General features: G+C 48.8%; 11 protein-coding genes. 4 read left to right on the forward strand and 7 right to left on the reverse strand.

What is annotated here, in order from left to right; genetic code table 11:
• Positions 1–57 precede the first annotated feature (57 nt).
• Entirely contained in the window at positions 58–4,110 is a 4,053-nt protein-coding gene (locus L3C95_RS25930; protein WP_236392265.1) for a glycosyl hydrolase family 28-related protein, read from the forward strand.
• Between the two features lie 872 nt (positions 4,111–4,982).
• Here the strand turns inward: L3C95_RS25930 and L3C95_RS25935 are convergent.
• From L3C95_RS25935 to L3C95_RS25955, 5 genes are read right to left on the reverse strand one after another with little or no spacing between them, the layout of a single operon-like run.
• Positions 4,983–6,491, reverse strand: coding sequence for a glycoside hydrolase family 32 protein (locus L3C95_RS25935; protein WP_236392267.1), 1,509 nt, complete (start codon positions 6,489–6,491; stop codon positions 4,983–4,985).
• Positions 6,492–6,525: 34 nt separating this feature from the next.
• Positions 6,526–8,244 carry a RagB/SusD family nutrient uptake outer membrane protein gene (locus L3C95_RS25940; protein WP_236392269.1) on the reverse strand — a complete coding sequence of 573 codons (1,719 nt, stop codon included), beginning with the start codon at positions 8,242–8,244 and terminating at the stop codon, positions 6,526–6,528.
• 21 nt (positions 8,245–8,265) lie between these two features.
• Complete coding sequence (locus L3C95_RS25945) at positions 8,266–11,346, reverse strand: SusC/RagA family TonB-linked outer membrane protein (RefSeq protein WP_236392271.1); 3,081 nt, start codon at positions 11,344–11,346, stop codon at positions 8,266–8,268.
• Between the two features lie 49 nt (positions 11,347–11,395).
• The gene (locus tag L3C95_RS25950; protein ID WP_236392273.1) at positions 11,396–12,313 is read right to left on the reverse strand and encodes a carbohydrate kinase family protein; all 918 of its coding nucleotides are present in this window, start codon (positions 12,311–12,313) and stop codon (positions 11,396–11,398) included.
• A 29-nt stretch (positions 12,314–12,342) separates the two neighbouring features.
• Entirely contained in the window at positions 12,343–13,671 is a 1,329-nt protein-coding gene (locus L3C95_RS25955; protein WP_236392275.1) for a sugar porter family MFS transporter, read from the reverse strand.
• A 221-nt stretch (positions 13,672–13,892) separates the two neighbouring features.
• Here L3C95_RS25955 and L3C95_RS25960 point away from each other — a divergent pair, with 221 nt between their 5' ends.
• Positions 13,893–16,670, forward strand: a complete 2,778-nt coding sequence (locus L3C95_RS25960; RefSeq protein WP_236392277.1) for a substrate-binding domain-containing protein — start codon at positions 13,893–13,895, stop codon at positions 16,668–16,670.
• Between the two features lie 148 nt (positions 16,671–16,818).
• Here the strand turns inward: L3C95_RS25960 and L3C95_RS25965 are convergent, their stop codons facing one another.
• Entirely contained in the window at positions 16,819–17,712 is an 894-nt protein-coding gene (locus L3C95_RS25965; RefSeq protein ID WP_236392279.1) for a PfkB family carbohydrate kinase, read from the reverse strand.
• Positions 17,713–18,604: 892 nt separating this feature from the next.
• On the opposite strand from L3C95_RS25965, the gene L3C95_RS25970 reads away from it, so the two are divergent.
• Entirely contained in the window at positions 18,605–20,095 is a 1,491-nt protein-coding gene (locus L3C95_RS25970; protein ID WP_236392282.1) for a S8 family peptidase, read from the forward strand.
• A gap of 134 nt (positions 20,096–20,229) precedes the next feature.
• Here L3C95_RS25970 and L3C95_RS25975 read toward each other — a convergent pair whose 3' ends face one another.
• Positions 20,230–21,513, reverse strand: coding sequence for an amidohydrolase (locus L3C95_RS25975; RefSeq protein ID WP_236392283.1), 1,284 nt, complete (start codon positions 21,511–21,513; stop codon positions 20,230–20,232).
• A 198-nt stretch (positions 21,514–21,711) separates the two neighbouring features.
• On the opposite strand from L3C95_RS25975, the gene L3C95_RS25980 reads away from it, so the two are divergent.
• Positions 21,712–22,287, forward strand: a complete 576-nt coding sequence (locus L3C95_RS25980) for a YceI family protein (protein ID WP_236392285.1) — start codon at positions 21,712–21,714, stop codon at positions 22,285–22,287.
• Positions 22,288–22,406: the final 119 nt, after the last annotated feature.

The raw sequence follows: 22,406 nt of genomic DNA on the forward strand, positions 1-22,406 counted from the left end.
CCGCCAGTTGTACCTATCGAAAAACCTTGCTAACCAACTCCCTTAAATGAAAACCATATGATCACAACCCGTGCTACGACACGCAGGAGAATTACGTTTCTCTTCGCCGTTGTCCTCTCCATTATCATGACAGGTATGACCGTTACGCCCGCTTTCTCCCAGAACTGGAGACTGGCCCAACCTGCATACCCAACTACCGATGCTTTTGTCATCACCTACTCCGTTGCCGATTACGGCGCTACCGGCGATGGAGTGACCGATGTTACCAGCATCTTCCAGGCTCGCCTCAACGCTCTCGGTGCTTTGGGTGGCGGTACTTTGTATGTGCCTGCCGGCAAATACGTTATCCGTGGTAATCTGCTCATTCCAAAAGGTATCACCCTGCGCGGTGAATGGCAGAAACCGACCAAAGGCCAGCCGATTAACGGTACCATCCTGATGGCTTATGCCGGCCGTGGCGACGAAAATGCAACACCTTTCATCACCATGCAGACCTCCGCAGCCGTGCGTGATCTGGCCATCTGGTACCCGGAACAACTGCCGGATAATATCACACCCTACCCTCCGGCTATCATATTCGGAGCGCCTAACTACTTCGGTAATGAATTCTGCAACGCCAGGAACGTTACCTTCGTGAACGCCTATACGGGCGTTGTATTTTCGAGAACGAACGGTGGCACCTGTCCGGTGATTAACGGCGTATACGGTACTCCCTTATCCAGAGGTGTGGAGATCGATAATATCGTTGACGTAGGACGAATTGAAAACGTCAACTTCTCCCCCGCTTACTGGGCTGGCTCCGGATTGCCGAATGCACCTGCAGCCGGTGGCTCCTACGCTAACTGGATCTACCAGAATGGTACCGGTATTGTCATGCGCAGAAATGACTGGTCGTATACCGCATTCGTGGACATCGAAGGTTATGCGATCGGCTTCCACGCGGTTACCTCTATTCCCAGTGCGCCTGCTGTCCCTAACGGACAAAACTACGCCATGACCTTTACCAACTGTAAAACCGGCATCTATGCACAGGTAGTGAGCAATGTAGGCATCATGTTTGCCCGTTGTACGACGATCAACTGCGCTACCGGCCTCGCTGTTGGCGGCGGTTCCTCCACCAATGGCGCCTTACAGCTGCATACCTGTACTTTCGGCGGATCTATTGACGCCATTACCGCCGATCCCGATTGCGTAGCGAGGATCATGCTGCAACAGTGTACGATCACCGGTGGTAATGTAAACATCGGAGGCGGTACCTTCGCGGCGTCCGACTGCGACTTTAATAACAAAGCTCCGCAGATAGCTTTAGGCACTAATGCAAGAGGTATCATCACCGGCAACCGTTTCAAAGAGGGTGTGAGTATCCAGAACAATTCGCTCTATACTAACGCCATCGATCATACGCCGCTGACGCTGAAAAAGCTGCCTCCGTTCCCCACCATCACACAAACTACACACAAACCCTCCCGGCAGGTATTGTACCTTGCTACCGCAGCGCCTTTCAACGCTAAACCTGATGGCGTGACCGACAATACCACCGCTATCCAGAACGCGCTGACAAAAGCCGGTACAGACGGTGGCGGTATCGTGTTCCTGCCGCCGGGAAAATATAAAGTGACCGGTCACCTGACAGTACCTACAAACGTAGAGCTCAAAGGAGCGGCCGACAACAGCACTACGCCTACAGGACCAGGCAGTGTACTGGAACCGTATGCTGATAAAGGCAATCCTAATGGTACGCCTTTCATTAAGTTATCTGCCGGTAGCGGTCTGCAGGGTGTCACCATCAACTATCCGGAACAGATGGCTTCACTGGTGCCTAATTTCCCCGCATATCCTTACACCATACAGGTAACAGGCAATGATGTATACATCGTGAACGTAGGCCTCCGTGCTGTATACAATGGTATAGATATGTTCACTTACCAGTGTAACAATCACTATGTTGACTGGCTGGCCGGACATGTATTCCACAATGCTATCAAAGTGGGGGGCGGTACTACCGGCGGACAAATCTCCAACACCCAGTTCAACACCATCGCGTATGCTGCCGGTGCAGAGTCGAAATTCGGCAGCTGGCCCAACTCACCGCAGGGCGACAACTCTGCCATATACTCTTATCAGCTGAACAACATGGATTTCATCATCCTCGGTAACGCTCAGAATGAGATCCTCTATAACGACTTCGTATACGGCGCACGCCGTGGCCTGATCCTCGCCAATGAGGGCAGCGGTGCCTCCGGCATCAGTATGGGCCTCGGACTGGATGGCACTAAAAATGCGATCAGCTTCGAAAAACTGGGCAGCGGCGGATTCGACTTCATCAACAGCCAGATCGTAGCCCTGAACAACAACCAGGATACGTCTACCAGTTATCTCAATACCACCGGCACATTCACCGGTCAGATCAACTTGTTCAACTCCGACTACTGGGGTAATCCCGCCAGGTCTATCGTAACTGCCGGAGGCAGCATCAACCTGCAAACGGCCAACTTCGCAGAACCTGGCTTCCAGCACTGGGGCGTTATCCGCAATGGTTCGCTGAACCTGCACAACTCCACCATCTGGCCCGTAGGTACCTTGCTGAATGCAGGAGCAGAACCTAAATTCTCCGCACACTCTTCCATCGTTGATAGCGCCAACATCGATGCTTACAAAACCGCGCTATGGAAAAATAACCTGGGTAACATCTGGTCTGTATCCGTAGCTGGCGTGATGGACAGACAGGGCTGGACAGCCTCCGCCTCTGTCAATACCAGCAACGCAAAGAATGCGCTCGACAGCAACGCCGCAACCCGCTGGGATACGCAGGGTGGCCAGGTGAACGGACAAACCTTCACAGTAGACATGAAAACAGTCAATACCATCAACCGTATTATACTGGATGCTACGGATAGTCCTTCCGACTCTCCTGCTGGTTACAGCGCTTACATCTCTATGGATGGCATCAACTGGGGCAGCCCTATTGCTTCAGGCGCCGGTGCGCAGGGCATGACACTCATCACCTTCCCTGAAAAGGTAGGCCGCTACATCCGTATCGTACAGACAGGCTCCAAAGGCAACTACTGGTCCATCCATGAGTTCTATGTATTTGGCCGTGTGAACGTTGCCAGCGTCAGCGTAACACCCGGTTCCGGCAATCTGAACGTGGGTGCCACGCAGCAATTATCAGCCACTATCCTGCCTGTGAATGCTACCAACAAAGCGAAGACCTGGACTTCCTCCAATCCCGCCATCGCTACCGTTGATACCAGCGGTAAAGTAACCGCTATAGCACCGGGCATCGTTACGATCACCGTCACTACTGTAGACGGTAACAAAACTGCCAGCTGCATCGACACCGTGAAAGCGTCCACCAACGCCTTTGGTGGCACACCTGCTGCCATCCCGGGCAGGATCGAGGCCGAGAACTTCGATAACGGCGGACAAGGTATCGCTTACTCAGACGCAGATCCTGCAAACAACGGCGGCCTATACAGATCTGAAGGCGTAGACGTAGAAGCCTGCGGCGACGGCGGCTATGATGTAGGCTATACTTCTGCCGGCGAATGGATGAACTACACAGTGAATATCACCACACCCGGTACTTACACACTACAGGTTGGCATTGCTTCCCCTTACGGCAGCAGACGCCTGCATGTAGAACTGGACGGTGTGAACATCTCGGGTACCATCAACATTCCCAACACCGGCGGCTGGCAGACTTACCAGACATTGACTGCCACCACACCGGCCCTCACTACCGGCATTAAAACACTGCGTGTCGTGATGGAAACAGACGGCTTCAATGTTGACTACCTCACGCTGACCCGTACCGGCACTACCAGCACGGCTAAACTGGCAGACAACACCGCTGAAATCGTGGCTTATCCGAACCCGCTAACCGGCAACCAGCTGAACCTCCAACTGGTGAACCATACGGCAGGTAAATACCGTGTTATCCTGTTCAACTCACTCAACCAGCCTGTATTCACCACAGCCATCAACGTAGGCAAAGCAAGCAGCACCTATCCGCTGTCATTGCAGCAAACTTTGCCTCCCGGCTATTACATGCTGGAAGTGATCGACCAGAAAGGCAACCGCGAAGTGAAGAAGATCATCGTTCAGTAAAGGCACTTTCCTATCGCTACCAGGCAATATTAGGAAAGAACTGAAAGCGGTTTTGAGGAATGTCCACAGGACGCAAAATCATGTGCATAGGACGCCAAAACGTGGGAATGAAATGGTTGTGGGCCCGGGGTTAATAAACGTCCATTCCGGAATTCAACCGGTTCACGAAACAGGAGTTGAAAAAACGTCCGTTGCGGGATGAACCGGTTCGCGGACCCAGGGTTGAAAAAACGTCCATTCCGGGATCCAACCGGTTCGCGGAACGGGGTTGCGGACCCGGGGTTGAAAACCCCGGGCTACAAACACACGGCCCCTACAGGGCCGATCGCCGCGAATCATCATCCCAGGTTTCAACGCACATTATTCGCTTTAATACCGCTTTGATACCGCTAATCCTACGTTAATCTTACGTTCACGAACGTAGCATTAACGTAGGATTAGCGGTATCAAAGCGGTATCAAAGCGATATTTATGTCTTAATACAGAAAAAACTTTACAGTTTTATTGTGAAGGCGCAGGATTGGCTTTACAGGTGTCTTAGTGCAGAAAAACTTCACAGTTTCATTTTAGAGGTTCAGGATTGACTTTACATGTCAACAATTCGGCACCATCGCCCCAACTAGCGTAACCCAATATTCATCGTTGGGAGAGCGAAAGTAGCACCCGGTTTCAGATGGGAATGTCGGGCCTTCGGCTCTCCGGCGACACGACCGGTGCTGCCAATCGACATTCAAACCTCCATTCGCTTGACAAGGCCTGATCGGCTTCCAGAGAGGCGCCGACCGACATCCCATACTGAAACCGGCGCTACTTAGCGTTAATAATTGAACAAGCGCCAATAGCGTTCCGGAGAATACCGGACCCAGCGCTGCTTAGCGTGAAAGATCCCACACCTTCAACGTATCCACCATCACCTTCCCGTTCGCCGCAAACACAGACCACCCCGTCGCCTTTTCCGCCGGAAACACCAGCGTCGTCAACACCCGCTCCCCACCATTCACAAACACCTCCACAGACGACTTATCAAACAACACCTGCAACCTGATCTTCCCCTCAGACGGTTTAACGGTCACCTTATCCGCAACCACACCTTTCTCATTCGCAATATAAAGCTCATTACGGGCCTTATTATACCCGATGACAGTCTGAGTCTTATCAACACTGTTCTGCCCGATTTTAAGCCCGAATTCATCGCCAGAACCAGGAGTAAACGTCACATCTATCCAGTTGGCATTTGAATTGAAACTTCCGCCCTTGCCAAACGGAATTTCTTTGCTGTCAATCTCCAGCCCGTTCTTCACCAGCTTCTTCGCCGCCGGCAGCTTCTCCAGCGACGCATGCAGCACTGAAGAAGGCTGCTGATACAAACGCACCCCTTCCGGCGTCGACTTCAACAGCAGGTCCCTTGCAATGGACATCTGCCCACGCCATGGATAAGTCTCCGTCTGGAAAGGCATTAGCCAGCCCAACATCGTCTGCCTCCCATCCGGCAGGTTATTGTAAGGAATAGCGGCATAAAACGTCCTGCCATAATCCACGAACTGCTGATGTGCCGGCGGATTGTCGTTCCTGAATGTCTTACCGTCAAAATCGCCGGTGAAATACTGCATACCCGTAGCCGCATCCTGGTTGCCGGATGAGATCATGATCAGCCACTTTTTCTTCGAAGGATCGCCATCTACATACAGGGGAGTGAGAGAAGGACATTCCCAGATCTTACGTGTATCTCCCTCGTTTCCGAATTCACTCAGCAAGTCCCATTTTTTAAGGTCTTTTGAGCCATAGAACTGCAACTTATGTTCTGTCGGAAGCGCAACAACCATTACCCATTGCTGCTGTTCCTCCATCCAAATTACACTGGGATCACGGAAATCTTTTTTCTGAAGGTCCAATACCGGATTGCCCGCGTAATTCGTGAAGGTCAGACCACCATCATTGCTGAACGCCACACACTGTGTCTCCCGCTGCTGTTTAGGCAGATCCGCCGTATAGATTGCCACTAGTGGCGCCTTGCCATTAGTACCAAAACCACTGGTATTGTTTTTATCCAGCACAGCGCAACCGGAGAAGATCGAAGTGATCGTGTCTTTGGTTACTATCTCCGGAATAGCCACAGGCAGGTGCTTCCAGTTCAGCAGGTCTGTACTGGTAGCATGCCCCCAGCTCATATGCCCCCATTTATTCTCAAAAGGGTTGTGCTGGTAATAGAGATGATAAACACCATCCAGATAGATCAATCCGTTAGGATCATTCGTCCAGTTCTTCGGCGGAGTGAAATGATACACAGGACGCCACTGCGGCGTAGGAACCGCCTGTTGCTGGGCCAGTAAAGTGAACGGTAACAGGCATGTAAGCCAGAAAGTAATCAGTTGCTTATTCATAAAATGGACAATGTTTTTAATGGGCCGGTATAGATCACCAACCAGTATTTTGTTTATATAATCCTTTACTATAGTTCATTTGATTGAGTGGTACCGGCAGATATTCATCCCTTCCCTTTTTAAATGCAGCATCTGACAGATGCGGGCTCCGTGTTTTCTCCACTGCAAAATAAGCATTCAGATATTCGGCAGCAATGCCCCAGCGTACGAGATCAAAAAAACGATAGCCTTCCATGGCAAACTCCAGTCTGCGCTCCCAACGTACGGCCTGTCTGGCGAAGTCCTGCGTCCAGGTACAGTTGATGCCCGGCTTGTAAACATCTACTTTATAATTGGAGGTAAAAGAACCGTCTGACTGCTTTAACAACGCCGTACTGTTTCCTGCTCTCGTCCGGATACTGTTCACCAGCGCAAGTGCCTCATCCTGTCGTCCCAGTTCCACCAATGCTTCCGCTTTAAACAGCAGCACATCATCATAACGGATAATATCCCAGTTCTTGGAGCTCGACATAAAAGGAGGTATCTTCTGAAACGCAGCATCGTTTGGCAATACAGCTTCCTTTAAACTCAGGTAACTGCCATATACATCCGGAGCACGGGCCCAGGCACGCTGGTAGATAAAGCCAGGGTCGTACTTGTAAGGATGCCCTGGTATAGCTACTGTATGGTCCAGCCGCGGATCAAATGTATTGGTCTGAAAATCGCTCCCGCCGGTGATGTTCTTGTCGTTAAAGGTATTGAACATCGGCAATCCGGAAGCATCGGTCTTGAAAGCGTTGATCAGGTTATAGCTGGGAGAATGAAATCCGCAGCAGCCGTAATCTGTATTCATCGGATAGTTCAACGCATGACCGTAGTCCAGTCTGCCTTTAGGCGTGCCATCTTCTCTCGAATACTGGATAGCAAAGACTGATTCCATACTATTCTCGGTGGCCGATTTAAAGTTATTTGCAAAGTCACCATTCAGCTGATACTTCCCTGAGCTGATCACTTCATCACACAAGGTATTCACCTGCTGTAAAGTAGCCGCATCAATGCCAGTCACTGCATTGTTCTCATCCTGTTTATACGCCTGGTACAGCAAGGTTTTTGCTAGGTAAGCCTTTGCAGCGAATTTATTCACCCTGCCGATCTGTGGCTGTGTAGCCGGCAGGTTATCTGCAGCAAAACGGAAATCATCCGCGATCTTTGTCCATAGCTCATCATTGCCAAGCGCTTTATTGGAAATAGTCGCATAGTTTTCCTTCGGTACTGTTTCATCAATGTAAGGCATGTACTTGAAGAGCACCTTCAGCAGGAAATAATAATGCGCACGGAGAAAACGCACTTCTGCCTGCCGCACTACCTTCTCGGGGAATGCATCTTCGCTGAGGGCATTCAAACGCGCCAATGCATCATTTGTGCGACCAATGCATACGTATAAGCGGAACCATAGCAGGTCGGTAAGACCATTGTCTATCCTGTTCAGGGCAAAGGTTTCATAAAAGTGGAATTCACTGATATCGCCAGCGCCATCACCACCTTTATAAGCGTCCCCGCTACGCAGGTTGCCATAAGGCCACATATTAGAATAAGGCGCTGTATAGTGGTCATTGCCTAACGCAGAATAAGCGGCAGTTACCATCTTATCCACGTTCTCAGGTGTATTCAGATCATCGCCGGAAACAACCGCCTGTGGCGTCTGATCCAGGAAATTGCTGCAGCCGCCGAATAACAGGCTACAACAGGTGAAGAGATATATAAAACGTTTCATTGTGATCATGTTTAACAGGTACTAGAATGACAGGTTCAGGCCCACGGTGCCGATAACGGGAATAGGATAAGCATTGTTCGGGTTCTCCGGATCAGTGGCCGTAAAGCTTTTGCTCTTTACAGTGAACAGATTGCTGCCCTGCAGATACACCCTCGCTGTCTGGAACTGTCCGTTGAAGAGATGTCTGAAGCTATATCCCAGCTGTATATTCCTCAGCTTCAAGTAAGAGCCTGACTCCAGGAAATAGGTAGACGTGCGGTTCTCATTGTTACGGTCTACCAGTGTCAGCGCAGGAATGGCCGTATTCATATGTTGCGGCGTCCATGCATCCAATGTACGCTGACCCCAGTTGGTACCCGTCCAGATGGAAGCAAAGTCAGTATACGTCTTATACGTGTTATACACCTGTATACCCTGTACTCCCTGCAGGAAGAAAGACAGGTCAAAGTGTTTGTACTCCAGTGCCACGTTCAGTCCATAGGTGAAATCAGGATCTCCCTTACCGATGTAATCCCTGTCTTTATCATTGATCTCTTTGTCGCCGTTCAGGTCTTTATAACGGATGCGTCCCACGCCCTTGCCGATCTGGTTGGCATGATCATCCACTTCCTGCTGCGACTGGAAAATACCGTCTGCCACATAACCGAAGGTGGAATTGATAGAACGCCCGAGGATGGTTTTATCCTGGCCATTGCCGGGGTATGAGGTCAGCACTTCATCGGGCAGGTAAGTGATCCTGTTGCGGTAAGTAGCTACGTTGCCTGTCATGGTTAAAGTAAGTCCCGGAACGATATCACCGGAATAGGTTACAAAAGCTTCCAGGCCTTTGTTCTGCATAGAGGCGCCATTCGCAAACCGGGAACCACCTTCACCGATCACCGCCAGGTAGGCGGGATTGATCAGGATATCGGAAGTCTTCTTGACAAAGTAATCCACCGATCCGGAGATGTGATTGTCAAGTAAACCGAAGTCAATACCCAGGTTCGTTTCTTTCGTGCTCTCCCATTTCAAAGCAGCATTGCCCTGTCTGATCAGGGTATATCCTGAGGGAAGCTGGCCGGTATTACTGCCATTCAGATCATAAGCACTGCCACTGTCAAAGTCCCAGGTAGGATCAATGCCATAAATAGCAGAATACAGCGTATAGGTAGCGTTGTTGACGATCTCCTGGTTGCCGCTTCTACCCCAGCCTGCACGCAGCTTCAGATCTGAAATAAATGGCAGCGCCGATTTCACAATGCTTTCTTCGCTGATACGCCATCCCAGAGAGAATGCGGGGAAGGTACCAAAGCGGTTCTCTTTTCCGAAACGGGAAGAACCATCCCTGCGCAGGGTGACAGAAGCCAGGTATTTGTTATCATATACATAGTTCGCCTTACCGAAATAAGACAACAAGGCATATCCGCTGCCACTACCGCCATTATCTTTTTGCGTGGTACCTGCATCCAGGTACGCGTAATCTATATTCTCCAGCGCATATCCCTGCCGGCTGGCAAAGAAGTTCTGCGCCATGTATTTGATCTGTTCTTCGCCCAGCAGGAAGTCCAGCCGGTGTTTCTTCAATGCAACATTGTAAGAGAGAGTATTCTGCCACACCCAGTTACCGTTATAATCCTGTGAAGTATTTGTCTGGTTCGTCTTATCAGAAAGGAAACCGGAAGTGTACGACTTGCGCAGCACACGCTGGAAGGTGCCATTGTAATCAATACCAAAACTTGACCTGAGATGCAGGCGTGGAATGATCTCCAGGTCGGCATAAGCATTACCGAACAATCTTACGAACTGACTTTTATTCTGTTTGTTATCTTCAATCAAACGTACGGGATTTTGCCTGTCCGTCATACCCGGCGCAGGACCGCCCCAGCCGCCATCAACAGTATGCACGGGCACTACCGGCTGTTGTACCAGCGCTGCAAAAAGAACATCTGTTGCAGGTACCAACGCATCTTTGATATAAGTAGCAGACAGGTTCTCTCCCATCTTCAATCGCCCCTTAAAGAAGGAGTAGTCTGTATTAAAACGGGCGGTAAGCTTCTGCTGACGGGTATCTTTAACAATGCCCTTATTGTTGTACATACCTACAGAAAAGAATGAATTTCCTTTTTCTCCCCCGTTGGTCAGTGAGATATTATAACTCTGCAAGAGGGAAGTCTGCGCTATTTCATCATACCAGTAAGTATCTGCAGGCTTCATTGTCTTTGCAGCATCGATATATTCCGGCAATATGATCTTATTCAATACAGGATTGTTATAATCGCCGTTCCAGTCATACTGATAGATCTGGTTGTTGTTCGGATCTGAATGATCATTCACAGCGGCCTGCCAGTAAGCACGTCCCCGGCCCTCTGTGCTCAGCGTCTTCAGCTTTGTACTATAATACTGCAGCGAGGAAGATGCATCCACATTGATCTTGCTAAAACCTTTCTTCGCTTTCTTCGTCGTCACGATAATGACACCGTTGGCAGCACGGGAACCATAGATAGTAGCCGAAGACGCATCTTTCAATACCTGTATCGATTCAATATCATTCTGGTTCAGCTCCTGCAGTCCGCGCTTGGTAGGAATACCATCTATCACATACAAAGGATCGTTGTTACCCAGTGTACCGATCCCCCTGATCCGCACGGTGGCAGCGCTGTTGGGAGCACCATCAGAAGTGATCATTACCCCCGGTACCCTTCCCTGCAACGCTTTCAGTGGATTGCCTAATGGAATGTCTTTGATCTCGGCTACATTCACAACAGCTACAGCGCCCGTCAGGTCTGCTTTTTTCTGGGTCTGATAACCCGTCACCACTATCTGGTTCAGATCAGTGGCATTTTCTTCCAGTTCGATCGACAGTACAGCTGTATTTGCAGGCACCTGCTGCGTCATTGGCTTCATGCCCAGGTAGGTAAAAGTGAGCGTCTCACCCGGCGCCGCATTGATAGAGAAATGACCGGCATTGTCTGTAATAGCGTTTGCCTTGCCCGCCTGGACGGTCACGCCAGGTAAAGGTGTTTTGCCCTGACGACTGGTAACAGTACCCTGATAGAGCTTCTGCTGTGCTACAGCCAGTATGCTGAACAGTAGCATAGGTAAGAGGTAGAATAATCTTTTCATAATTGGAATTTTGGCTGATTGGTGGAAATAAAATAAATCGTGGAATGTATTATTGTCCCGTGCTGACGTATGCCTGCTTTTTTATGATGATGTCTGTTACTTCCTGCGGATGATAATCCGGGCAACCGCCCGGCTTCGATGCCACCAACGCACCGAGTGCATTGGCGTAGGCGAGACTGTACGCAGGTGTACAACCTTTGATCTGAGAAGTGAGAAATCCCGCCAGGAAAGCATCCCCACTGCCGATGGTATCTGCTACTTTCACCGGCTGCCCTTCCTGGTAATAAAATTGTCCCTGAATATATCCCATACATCCTTTACTGCCCAGCGTAACGATGATGGTGGGAATGTTGAATTGTTCAGACAGCGCCTGTATCCGCTCCTCCGATGTTGCAAACTTGTTGTACCAGGAAGAGATGAGTTCCAGTTCACCGATATTCAGCTTCAACAAGTCACAACTGAACAGCAACCATTCCAGTGTTTCTTTTGAATAATAAGGCGCACGCAGATTGATGTCCAATACCTTGCGGGCTTTGGATTGCAAGGCTTTTTCCAATGTATTGCGGGACACATCATTTCTGGCCAGCAGGCTGCCATACACCAGGTATTGCAGTTCATCATTGCGGAGCATCGCCTCAAGCGAAGCATCCCAGCCGATATGATCCCAGGAGACGGGGTATACAATATCATACTGCATATCCAGTTTCTCATCCATACGGGCATACACCTTGCCTGTATCGTATCTGTTATCGCGTTGGATCAGATCTGTAGCCAGTCCGCGTTCCTGCATAATGTCCAGCAAACGTTGTCCATGAGTGTCATTCCCTATTCTCGATACCAACACTACCCGCTGCGCATGCTTATGCAGATGATAGGCAACATTCAGCGGAGCGCCTCCCGGCAGTTCCTGCTCCGGTAATATATCCCACAGGATCTCTCCCAGGCTTACGATATTATAGTTTGTCATAATTGTAATCAATGCGTTGAAAAATTCATTTAGTGTACCACCATCGTCATTTCAATTTCTTCCAGTGTTCTGCCTTTCGTTTCAGGCATCCAGCGCAGTACGAAGACCAGCTGCAGCACCATCATCACACAAAAGAAGAGGAAGATATGCCCGCCGCCGATCCGGCTGGCCAGGTAAGGAAAGGTGAAGGCAATGACAGCCGCCATGATCCAGTGCGTAAAACTGCCCAGTGTCTGTCCCTTGGCGCGCACCTGGTTCGGAAAGATCTCTGAGATGAATACCCAGATCACTGCTCCCTGGGAGAAGGCAAAAAACGCGATGTAGATCAGGAGATAAGACACCACGGCAATACCGCCGGTATGCATATAAAAGGACACCGCTACCAGTCCCAGTGTAGCAATCAGTCCAACGGTGCCTATCAGCATCAGCTGACGCCGGCCTATCCGGTCTATGAAACGGATAGCTGTTAGTGTGAAAATGAAATTGACGATGCCTATACCTACGGTAGAGAGTAGTGAAGATCCTTCGCCGAGACCGGACATTTCGAAAATACGTGGCGCATAATAGATGATGGCATTGATACCGGATACCTGGTTGAACATGGCAAACAGTACCGCCAGCATCACCGGCGTGTTGTATTTGGCCTTGAACAGTTTCTCACTTTGTAGCTGGCTGGCCTGTGCCTGCTGCGACTGCCGGATGGTATCAATGTCAGACAGATAACCTTCAGGATTGATCACTTTCAACGTTGCAATAGCCGCGGGCTCTTTCAGCCCATTGATCAGCAGCCAGCGGGGACTTTCAGGCACCCATTTCAGTAACACCAGGAAAAGAGCCGCCGGGACAGCCTGTACCCCCAGCATCAGTCGCCAGGAACTGTCGCCGCCCATACCGATCAGGTAATTGGACAGGTAGGATATGAGGATGCCCAATACAACATTGAACTGGAAGAGGGCCACCATACGTCCCCGGTACTTCGCCGGCGATACTTCAGAGATGTACACAGGGGCAGTAACAGAAGATGCCCCCACACCCAGGCCTCCAATGAAGCGGCATAAGAGGAAAAGATACCAGTTGGTAGCCAGGGCCGTCCCAATGGCAGAGAACAGGTAAATGGCCGCTACCAGTAAGAGCGTCGACTTCCGTCCCAGCCTGTCCGAAGGAATGCTGCCACCCAGGGCACCGAACACGGTCCCTATTAAGGCAATAGACACCGTAAAGCCATGTTGTACTTCAGACAACCCCCAGTATTGCTGAATTGACTGTTCCGCACCGGAAATAACCGCCGTATCGAAACCGAAGAGGAAACCACCCAGGGCCACTACAAAAGCCCAGAAAAACACCGTTTTATTAGTCATAACGCAGAATCGTTTATGCCCCAAACCTAGTCAATCACCGCTGCCGCCCCTTATGACTCCGTCTCCATTACTATCAAATTTGTAACTTTTGTAAAAAACTATAATTTTTTAATTATCAGCTGATTAAATAGATCAAGAATAAAGATCAGTACCAGATCATTTCATTTTTGTATCATTGTCTTTAGATATTGCAACATTCCACCATCTAAAAAAAGTCCACGTTGTCAGCCATCTTTTCGAGATATATCTATATTTTTCTCCTCTCAGCCATTTTATGCAGTCTGGGTTGCCGCCGCGAAGCGGAACCGAAATACCGTATCGGCTTCTCCCAATGTACAGGCGATGACGACTGGAGGAGGAATATGTTCACCGAGATGAAAAGGGAGCTGTTCTACCATCCGGAAATGAAACTATTATATAAGGATGCAGAGAGCAGCAGTCTGCGGCAGGTAGCACAGATCAGGGAACTCCTGAAAGAGAAGATCGACATCCTGCTGGTATCCCCTAACGAGGCAGTCCCACTGGCGCCCATCATCGCAGAAGTGTATGGTAAGGGTATCCCGGTAATTATACTCGACCGTAAAGCAGCTACCGACTCATTCACAGCTTATATAGGCGGCGATAATCGTAATATCGGGAAGCTGGCGGCGGAGTATATTGCCGCCCAGCTAAATGGAAAGGGGCGCATTATTGAAGTGACCGGACTACGTGGCTCCTCTCCTACTGTGGAAAGGCATGAAGGATTCCGTACAGCCCTGGCGAAGTATCCCGGCTTACAGCTGACAGCGACCCTGGAAGGAAGCTGGGTTGCCGATAAAACAAAGGAAGCCGCCGGGAACAATGACGCTGCCATCCGCCAGGCCAATATCATCTTCGCCCAGAACGACGTCATGGCCTACGCTATGTATCAATATTGTAGGGAGCAGGGCATTCACAATGTCAGGTTTATCGGGGTCGATGCCTCCCCTTACCCGGATGCCGGCATTGACCTGGTATCGCGCGGTGTGCTCAGTGCCTCTCTATTGTACCCCAGTGGCGGTAAGGAAGCGATTGCCATGGCGGCCAATATCCTTGCAGGCGGGAAGCCGCAGCGGAATACACTGCTGCAGACAGTATTGATCGACAGTACCAACGTAAAACTGATGCGCCTCCAGATCGACAAGATCCAGGTGCAGCACCAGGAAATAGAGCAACAGCAGTCCCTCTTGCAGGAACAACGCCGCCTGTACCAGGACCAGCAACACCTGCTGCGTATTGTGGCTACCTCTCTCGGTGTGGCTTTCCTCTTAGGGATCGTCCTGTTCTTTATCCTGCGCACCAACAGGCGTATCAATCACCAGCTGAAACAACAGCGGGACGAAATACTCCTGCAACGCGACCAGCTGGTGGAAATGACCAGCAAAGCAGAAAAGGCTACGGAAGCAAAGTTTGCCTTCTTCACCAACCTCTCACACGAATTCCGTACACCGCTCACCCTCATACAGGCGCCCCTGGAAAACCTGCTGGCAGGCAGACAGCTATCGTCCGTCCAGAAACAACAACTGGAACTGATGCGCAGGAACGTTGTCCGCCTGATGCGGCTTGTGAACCAGCTGCTGGAGTTCCGCCGGATAGAAAGTGGCAAACTGCAGCTCAAGGTATCGGAAAATGAGCTCTCCGCTTTTGTGACCGAGATCATGGAAGCTTTCAAGGGTATTGCCGTCAAGAAACATATAGACTTCCGGCTAATCAGTCGTCAGCCAGGTATCAAGGCCTGGCTGGACCAGCGCCTCTTTGACCGGGTGCTGTATAATCTGTTGTCCAACGCTTTTAAATTCACTTCCGACTACGGCAAGGTGCATATATACCTGGAACTCTCCGCCAACAGTGAAGAGGCCATATTGCGCATTGAAGACGACGGCGCCGGCATGGACGAGAACACCCTGCTGCACGCTTTCGAGCTATTCTATCAAAGCAGGGAAAGTGAACACAAAGGTACCGGTATCGGGCTGGCCCTCAGCCGCGAGATCATCCAGCTGCATCATGGCGATATCACTGTGAAAAGCAAAAAAGGCGCGGGTACTACATTTACGATCACGTTACCTGCTACCAGCGCCCCCTTCGCACAGGAAGAGATCCAGCAGGAAGAAGAGCACATCAATATCATTAATGAATCACTGCACAATTATGTGGAGGAACTGGAAAACATGGGTCCTGCGCTTACTGGACCAGTTACCCGCCAGGACCAGTCGCATTCACTGCTCATCATAGAAGATCATCCTGACCTGAACAGCTTCCTGGCAGGCTATCTCAGCGAATCTTACGAGGTATTTCATGCCAGCAATGGTGAAGAAGGATTGCAGCTCGCGTTCCGCCATGTGCCAGATATTATCATCTGCGATATTATGCTGCCGGGTATAGACGGCATCCAGGTGCTGGAAACAATAAAGAAGGATATCAGGACCTCCCACATTCCTGTCATCCTGTTAAGTGCCAACAGCAGCGAAGAACAGCGGATCAGGGGCATGCAACATAAAGCGGATGCCTACATCAGCAAACCTTTCAATATGCAGTACCTGAAAGAAAGTATTGCCAGTACGCTCAGCAATCGTGCACTGTTAAAAGACCATTATATCACGGTACCGGAAACAAGGGTACACTCCGTTCAATCCAATAAACCGGACAGGAAGTTTGTCAATGATTTCACTGCTATAGTGGAAGAGAACCTGGGGAACGATCAGTTCAACGTGGAGGATATCTGTACGCAGCTGTCCATCTCAAAAATGCAGTTATACCGTAAAGTAAAACAGCTGCTGAATTGCAATGTCAATGATTTTATTCTGGATGCGAGAGTAAAGAAAGCGAAGTATTTGCTGATTAATTCAACTTCTTCTATTTCTGAAATAGCCTATACCTGTGGGTTCTCCTCTCCGGCATATTTTTCTACCGTGTTTAAAACAAGATGTCAGCAAACGCCGAAAACATTCAGGGAACAGGCGTTTAAGAAACCGGGGGTGTAACGACATCTACCGGGAAACAGGTAATGGAAAAGCGTAAGTCTTCGGTGAACTATTCGCGGCCGTCAGCCCGAAGCTCCTTCAAATAAATAAAAAATCCGGTAGCAAGGTTTCGTACCCAACTACCGGATCTTTTTTATATCATGCTGCTTTACAGATCAGCAAATACTTTCTCTCTGCTATTTGCCAGCAATTCAAGCACATCATCTTTCGTGCCTGTAAACGGTCCGGAAGACTCGATCTTGAGCGTGGCCATTGCTGCTGCAAACTCTCCTGCTTCCTGCAGTGAAGCGCCTTTTATACGCTGGTATAAATATCCCGCCATATAGGTATCGCCACATCCTGTAGCATCTATCACTGCAGTCGGTACGTATGCAGGGATATGATAAAATATGCCATTCGCATAAATCACCGATCCCATACTGCCCAGCGTGATCACCACTTCCTTCACACCCCATTCAGCCAGCACTTTCGCGCCTTTACGTACATCCTTCAGGCCAGTCAGCACTTCCATTTCATGCTCATTTGCCTTCAGTGTATGAATATACTTTAAAGCCTCCTGTTTCGCTGGCCAGTCTATTGCATGCACATCGTGGTTCTCTACCTTACGCAGATACCCCTGTACATCCAGCGCCACTTTTCCGCGCTGAGATAATGACTTGATTAATTCTACCGGAATATCATCGGCCAGTAAAGGGCCCAAGTGAAAGAAACGGGCATCCGTATGTGATAATGCCTCAATTGAAAACTGGTCTGCCTTCTGCAATACCCGCTGTGTACGATGATCCTGGTTTTCAGAATAAATATTCTCGAAGTAGACAGTATGCCTGCTCGGTACTACATCCACCTCAATGCCTTTCGCGCGCAGTTCCGTAACAGTATTCATTTCACTTTCTGCAAGCCCGGTTACCAGTCTATACTTAACATCCATATGACGGATAGCATTGGAAAAGTAGAAAGAAGTGCCTCCCGCCATATGCACCACTGACTTTGTGGTTACTACTTTATCCAACGTGATATGCCCTACGCAACAAATATCGTACATGTACTTTCTTATGTGATTATTATACCAACTAATATGCTAAATAAGCGTCAAATATAGCTAATAGATACCGATCTGCGGCATTATAGTCGCCCGGGAAAGCATTTTAATTGATTTTCATTCGTTTACAAGAACCTCCGGCGACCTGTTTCCCCTAAAATTGTTGCCGGAAGGCATGCCGTGACACCTCTCAATACTCAATTTACACTCATACATATTGCAGGGTAATAACAGTCTGCTGAGATCATATAACAGCGATGATAAAACAGACGCAGCAACAATAAAATAAAAAACTATATGTCAGTTAATCACACATTAATTGCAATTCAAATATTGCATTAATATTATTTCAAAAGAGAATGAAAAAGTGTGATGATTTTTCTAAATAATTTTTCTACATTCACTTAGACCTTTTTTAAATTCAACCAAGCACAATCTGCACGAAGTTTCGTTTTGTTAGTCATTTTTAAAAACCGTTCTGTTAAGCATTTTAAAACCATTCTGTAAACAAAAAACACTGTTAATCGCTTTTAAAAACCACGCTGTTATTCATTGTGAAAACCACGCTGTAAGCAGCTTTATAAAGCCATTCTGTTAAGTACTTTAAACCGTTCTGTAAACAAAAAAAATCTGTTAATCAGTTTAACCACGCCGTTATTCATTAAAATAACGCGCTGTAAGCAGTTTAAAACAACCTTACTGTTAAGCATTTTAAAACTAATCTCTAAACAAAAATCTGTTGATCATTTAAAAACGACGCTGTTATTCATCTTGGAAACCGCGCTGTAAGTAGCTTAAACACCATACTGTCAAGCATTTTAAAACCGTTCTGTAAACAAAAATTCCGTTAATCATTATTTAAAAACCACTCTGTTAATCACTTAAAAAGCTCTCTATGAAAAGAAGTCAACTCATTGTCCTTGCAATTCCTCTTATGGTGCTGATGACCCTTGCTTCCTGTACTAAAGACGACAAGATCCTCCGTGTCCGCGAAAACGTTCTCGGCAATAAACACCAGGACAGAGGCTTTATCATTATCGCTAAAGAAGGCGCTAAATTGGAAACTATTGCTGAAAGCCTGAGCAACTTACACGTAAAAAACTTTAAACTAAAAACAGCCAATCAGGAATTAGGACTGATCCGTGTGCAAACCCCGGACCCTACCTTCCCCGAAAAAGCACGACAGGTAGCTGATGTAGAATCAGTGGTAGTAGACGTTGTAATGAGCTGGAGGCTCCCGGGTAAAGTATACCGCGCGGACAAACTTCAATCTTCTCATGCTGCCGGAGCGAAAACAGAAGCAGTGGCCAGCAATCCCTACAGCTTCCTGCAGTGGGGCCTTAAATCTGTAAAAGCGCCACAGGCCTGGGCCAAAGGCTATAGAGGCAAGGGCGCCAAAGTAGCGGTGCTTGATGGAGGATTCCTCCTGAACAATCCTGAGATTGCACCCAGCATTATCCTGACCCACAACTTTATTGAAGGGGAAGAAGTACAGTATCATGGTTGGGAAGGCTTCAGCCATGGATCGCATGTAGCGGGTACTATCGCTGCATTGGATGATGCCTATGGCGTTGTGGGCGTTGCTCCGGATGTTAAGCTCATCCTGGTGAAAGTATTGTCTGACGCTGGCTCAGGCCCCTTCAGTGCCATCATCGATGGTATATTTTATGCGGCCAATCACGACGCTGATGTCATCAATATGAGCCTTGGTGGAGAACTGCCACGTAAGACCTACACGGACGACAACGGCACACCAGACGATCCATCCGACGACTATGTAGTGGAATACAACAGGGACATCAAAGACCTCATCAAAGCTATTAACAGGGCCACGCTCTATGCTACTTTAAGAGGTTCAACCCTGGTTGCTGCAGCCGGTAATGATGCATACAACTATGACGTGGAAAAGAGATTCATCACCTATCCTGCAGCTGCACTGGGTGTACTGTCTATCTCTTCCAGCGGACCACTGGGTTGGGGTATCAGCCAGGATACTACTTTATACAGGCCATCTATCTTCACCAACTACGGTAAACAATTCGTTTCATATGCTGCACCGGGCGGTAACTGGGGCGATCCATTGAATACGTCGATCGTCAATGTTGGCGGCATCGTATTCTATGAGTATGTATTCAATTTCGTCTTCAATATCGGCTTCTGGGATGAAGCAACAAATCAGTATTCCTATGGCTGGTCGGCCGGCACCAGCATGGCAGCGCCTCATGCCAGCGCAGTCATTGCGATGCTGTATGGCAAGTACCCGAATATGAACCCCATACTCGCAGATCTCATATTGCGCGGATCGTCCGACGACTATGGTCTGAAAGGCAAGGACGCCTACTTCGGTAACGGGCAGGTAAATGCAGGAAAAGCGGTTAGTTATTAATATCAGGAAGAGAGAGAGCCTGTCCGCCATTTCGACGGACGGGCTCTTATTTTTGTAAAACGGTCTGAAAGGCTATTTAATTTAGGTTATGTAGCCTGTCGGGAAACTAAAGAAAGACGGCCAGGCAGTGAGATTTATTTCTTCCTCCCGTAATCAAATACCAGCTGGCAGAATATTTTCACACCCGCATCCAGGCGGGAATCATCAATATAGAAATCGGGCGTATGATGCGGAGCTGCTTTGGCAGGGTCTTTCCCGGCAGGCAATCCACCCAGGAAAAAGAAGAAGGCAGGCGCTTTATCGCCGTAAAAAGAAAAGTCCTCAGCACCTGTTGTCCATTCGCCCTCCTTTACATTCTCTGCACCTATTGCTGCTGCTATAGAGGGTAGCATCTGTTTTACCAGCAGCGGATCGTTATAGGTTACTTTTGTTTTGGTATCAATGCTCACTTCTGCTGTAGCGCCAGATGCTTCAGCGATCTTCGCTGCAGTGATTTTCATCTTCTCATGGACCTGTTCCTGCATCTTGCTGTCCAATGTACGGATAGTTCCTTCCATGACCAGTTCTTCAGGAATAATATTGCTGCGCACACCACTGTGTATCTTACCCACCGTAATCACCACAGGCGCTTTGGTCAGCTCTGCCTGACGGCTTACAATGGTCTGAAAGCCCTGTATGATCTGTGCTGCCACAACCACCGGATCAATGCCGTTCCAGGGTTGGGAACCGTGTGACTGTTTCCCTTTCACCTTCACTACGAACCAGTCGCTGGATGCCATTTCAGCACCTGATTTATACTTTACCGTACCAATAGGCGTCTGTGAATTGATATGCAGTCCGAAAATGGCGTCTACCTTAGGATTATCCATCACTCCCTCTTTGATCATCAGCGGAGCACCACCTTCCTCATCACCCGGCGCACCTTCTTCTGCCGGCTGGAAGATGAACTTTACCGTTCCCGGTATATCCTTCTTCATAGCAGCCAATACAGCTGCTGTACCCAATAATATCGCCACGTGGGTATCATGGCCACAGGCATGCATAACTGGTACCTGCTGGCCCAGGTATTCAGCACTATCTGTTGATTTAAAAGGAACATTGACCCTTTCATATACCGGCAATGCGTCGATGTCAGCACGTAGAGCTACCACAGGTCCGGGTTTGCCTCCCTTCAGCAAGGCTACAACACCCGTCTTGCCTACACCGGTCTGCACTTCAAGTCCTAAAGCCTTCAGGCGCGCCGCTATATAAGCACCGGTCTTATACTCCCGGTTGGACAGCTCGGGATGCTGATGAAGATACCGTCTCCAGGAAACAACAGAATCTTTAACACTGGCAACGTTTTTATCCAGTTCTTTCAGCTGAGCCATCGCCAGCATGGGTACAAATGTGAGCAGTACAATAAATCCGGGTTTCATAAGCAATAACTGATTTTGGTTGATTGATAGGACAAAATATAAAATTTTTCGTCTACTACTGCCGGAAATCTGCCAAAGTATCCATCGGGTATCTAGTCAGCTTCACAGGAAGTATCAATCAGCTTTTTGACTGATGACCGTCATGCCTGGCTCCGGCCCGGCCCGCTAACTTGCAGCATCAAATCAGGAATTCGCACTATGAAAACACTCATTAAGACAATAACGCTATTGTTTGTTGCAAATCAATTGACGACAACCACAATCGCACAGGTTCAGTATCAGCAGAAGAACGATTTTACGCTCACGATCAATGGCACGTCCACCATGCATGACTGGGAAATGAAGACATCCAGGATTGCGTGCAACGCCACCTTTACATTCTATGAAGACGGCGAACTGGGAGGACTGACCTTGCTCAATTTCACGATGCCGGCAGAAAGTCTGAAGAGTGAACGAACGGGATTGGACGCCGTTGCCTACAAGGCGCTGAAAACGAAACAGTATCCTACTATCACCTTCAATCTTGTATCTGCCGCTGTATCCAAACAGGGTACTGTCATCGCCTGCACCGGAAACCTCACAGTGGCCGGCGTGACCCAAAGTATTAACATTGTTGGCGCGGCCCATATCAATGCAGACAGAAGTATCACCATCAAAGGCACCAAACAGATCGACATGCGCGATTTCGATATTGACCCGCCTACTTTCCTTTTCGGTCAGTTCAGCACCGGTGAAAACGTTACCATTACCTTCAACCTCACCTTCCGGCATTAAAGTGGCCTCTTTTCGGTATATACCTTAAAAAGATAAAAGGTCATCAGCATCAGGTAAAATATGCACATCCTGGACAAGCCAATTCGGGGATCTTACAGCTGCATCACAATTTTATTTAA

Origin of the sequence: Chitinophaga filiformis, assembly GCF_021646545.1 — a bacterium.
Classification (GTDB): domain Bacteria; phylum Bacteroidota; class Bacteroidia; order Chitinophagales; family Chitinophagaceae; genus Chitinophaga; species Chitinophaga filiformis_A.

Bases quoted from the DNA above. Each gene is read 5' to 3' on its own strand.
- L3C95_RS25930 (WP_236392265.1), top strand. From the start codon at position 58: ATGATCACAACCCGTGCTACGACACGCAGGAGAATTACGTTTCTCTTC.
- L3C95_RS25935 (WP_236392267.1), bottom strand. From the start codon at position 6,491: ATGAATAAGCAACTGATTACTTTCTGGCTTACATGCCTGTTACCGTTC.
- L3C95_RS25940 (WP_236392269.1), bottom strand. From the start codon at position 8,244: ATGAAACGTTTTATATATCTCTTCACCTGTTGTAGCCTGTTATTCGGC.
- L3C95_RS25945 (WP_236392271.1), bottom strand. From the start codon at position 11,346: ATGAAAAGATTATTCTACCTCTTACCTATGCTACTGTTCAGCATACTG.
- L3C95_RS25950 (WP_236392273.1), bottom strand. From the start codon at position 12,313: ATGACAAACTATAATATCGTAAGCCTGGGAGAGATCCTGTGGGATATA.
- L3C95_RS25955 (WP_236392275.1), bottom strand. From the start codon at position 13,671: ATGACTAATAAAACGGTGTTTTTCTGGGCTTTTGTAGTGGCCCTGGGT.
- L3C95_RS25965 (WP_236392279.1), bottom strand. From the start codon at position 17,712: ATGTACGATATTTGTTGCGTAGGGCATATCACGTTGGATAAAGTAGTA.
- L3C95_RS25970 (WP_236392282.1), top strand. From the start codon at position 18,605: ATGAAAAGAAGTCAACTCATTGTCCTTGCAATTCCTCTTATGGTGCTG.
- L3C95_RS25975 (WP_236392283.1), bottom strand. From the start codon at position 21,513: ATGAAACCCGGATTTATTGTACTGCTCACATTTGTACCCATGCTGGCG.
- L3C95_RS25980 (WP_236392285.1), top strand. From the start codon at position 21,712: ATGAAAACACTCATTAAGACAATAACGCTATTGTTTGTTGCAAATCAA.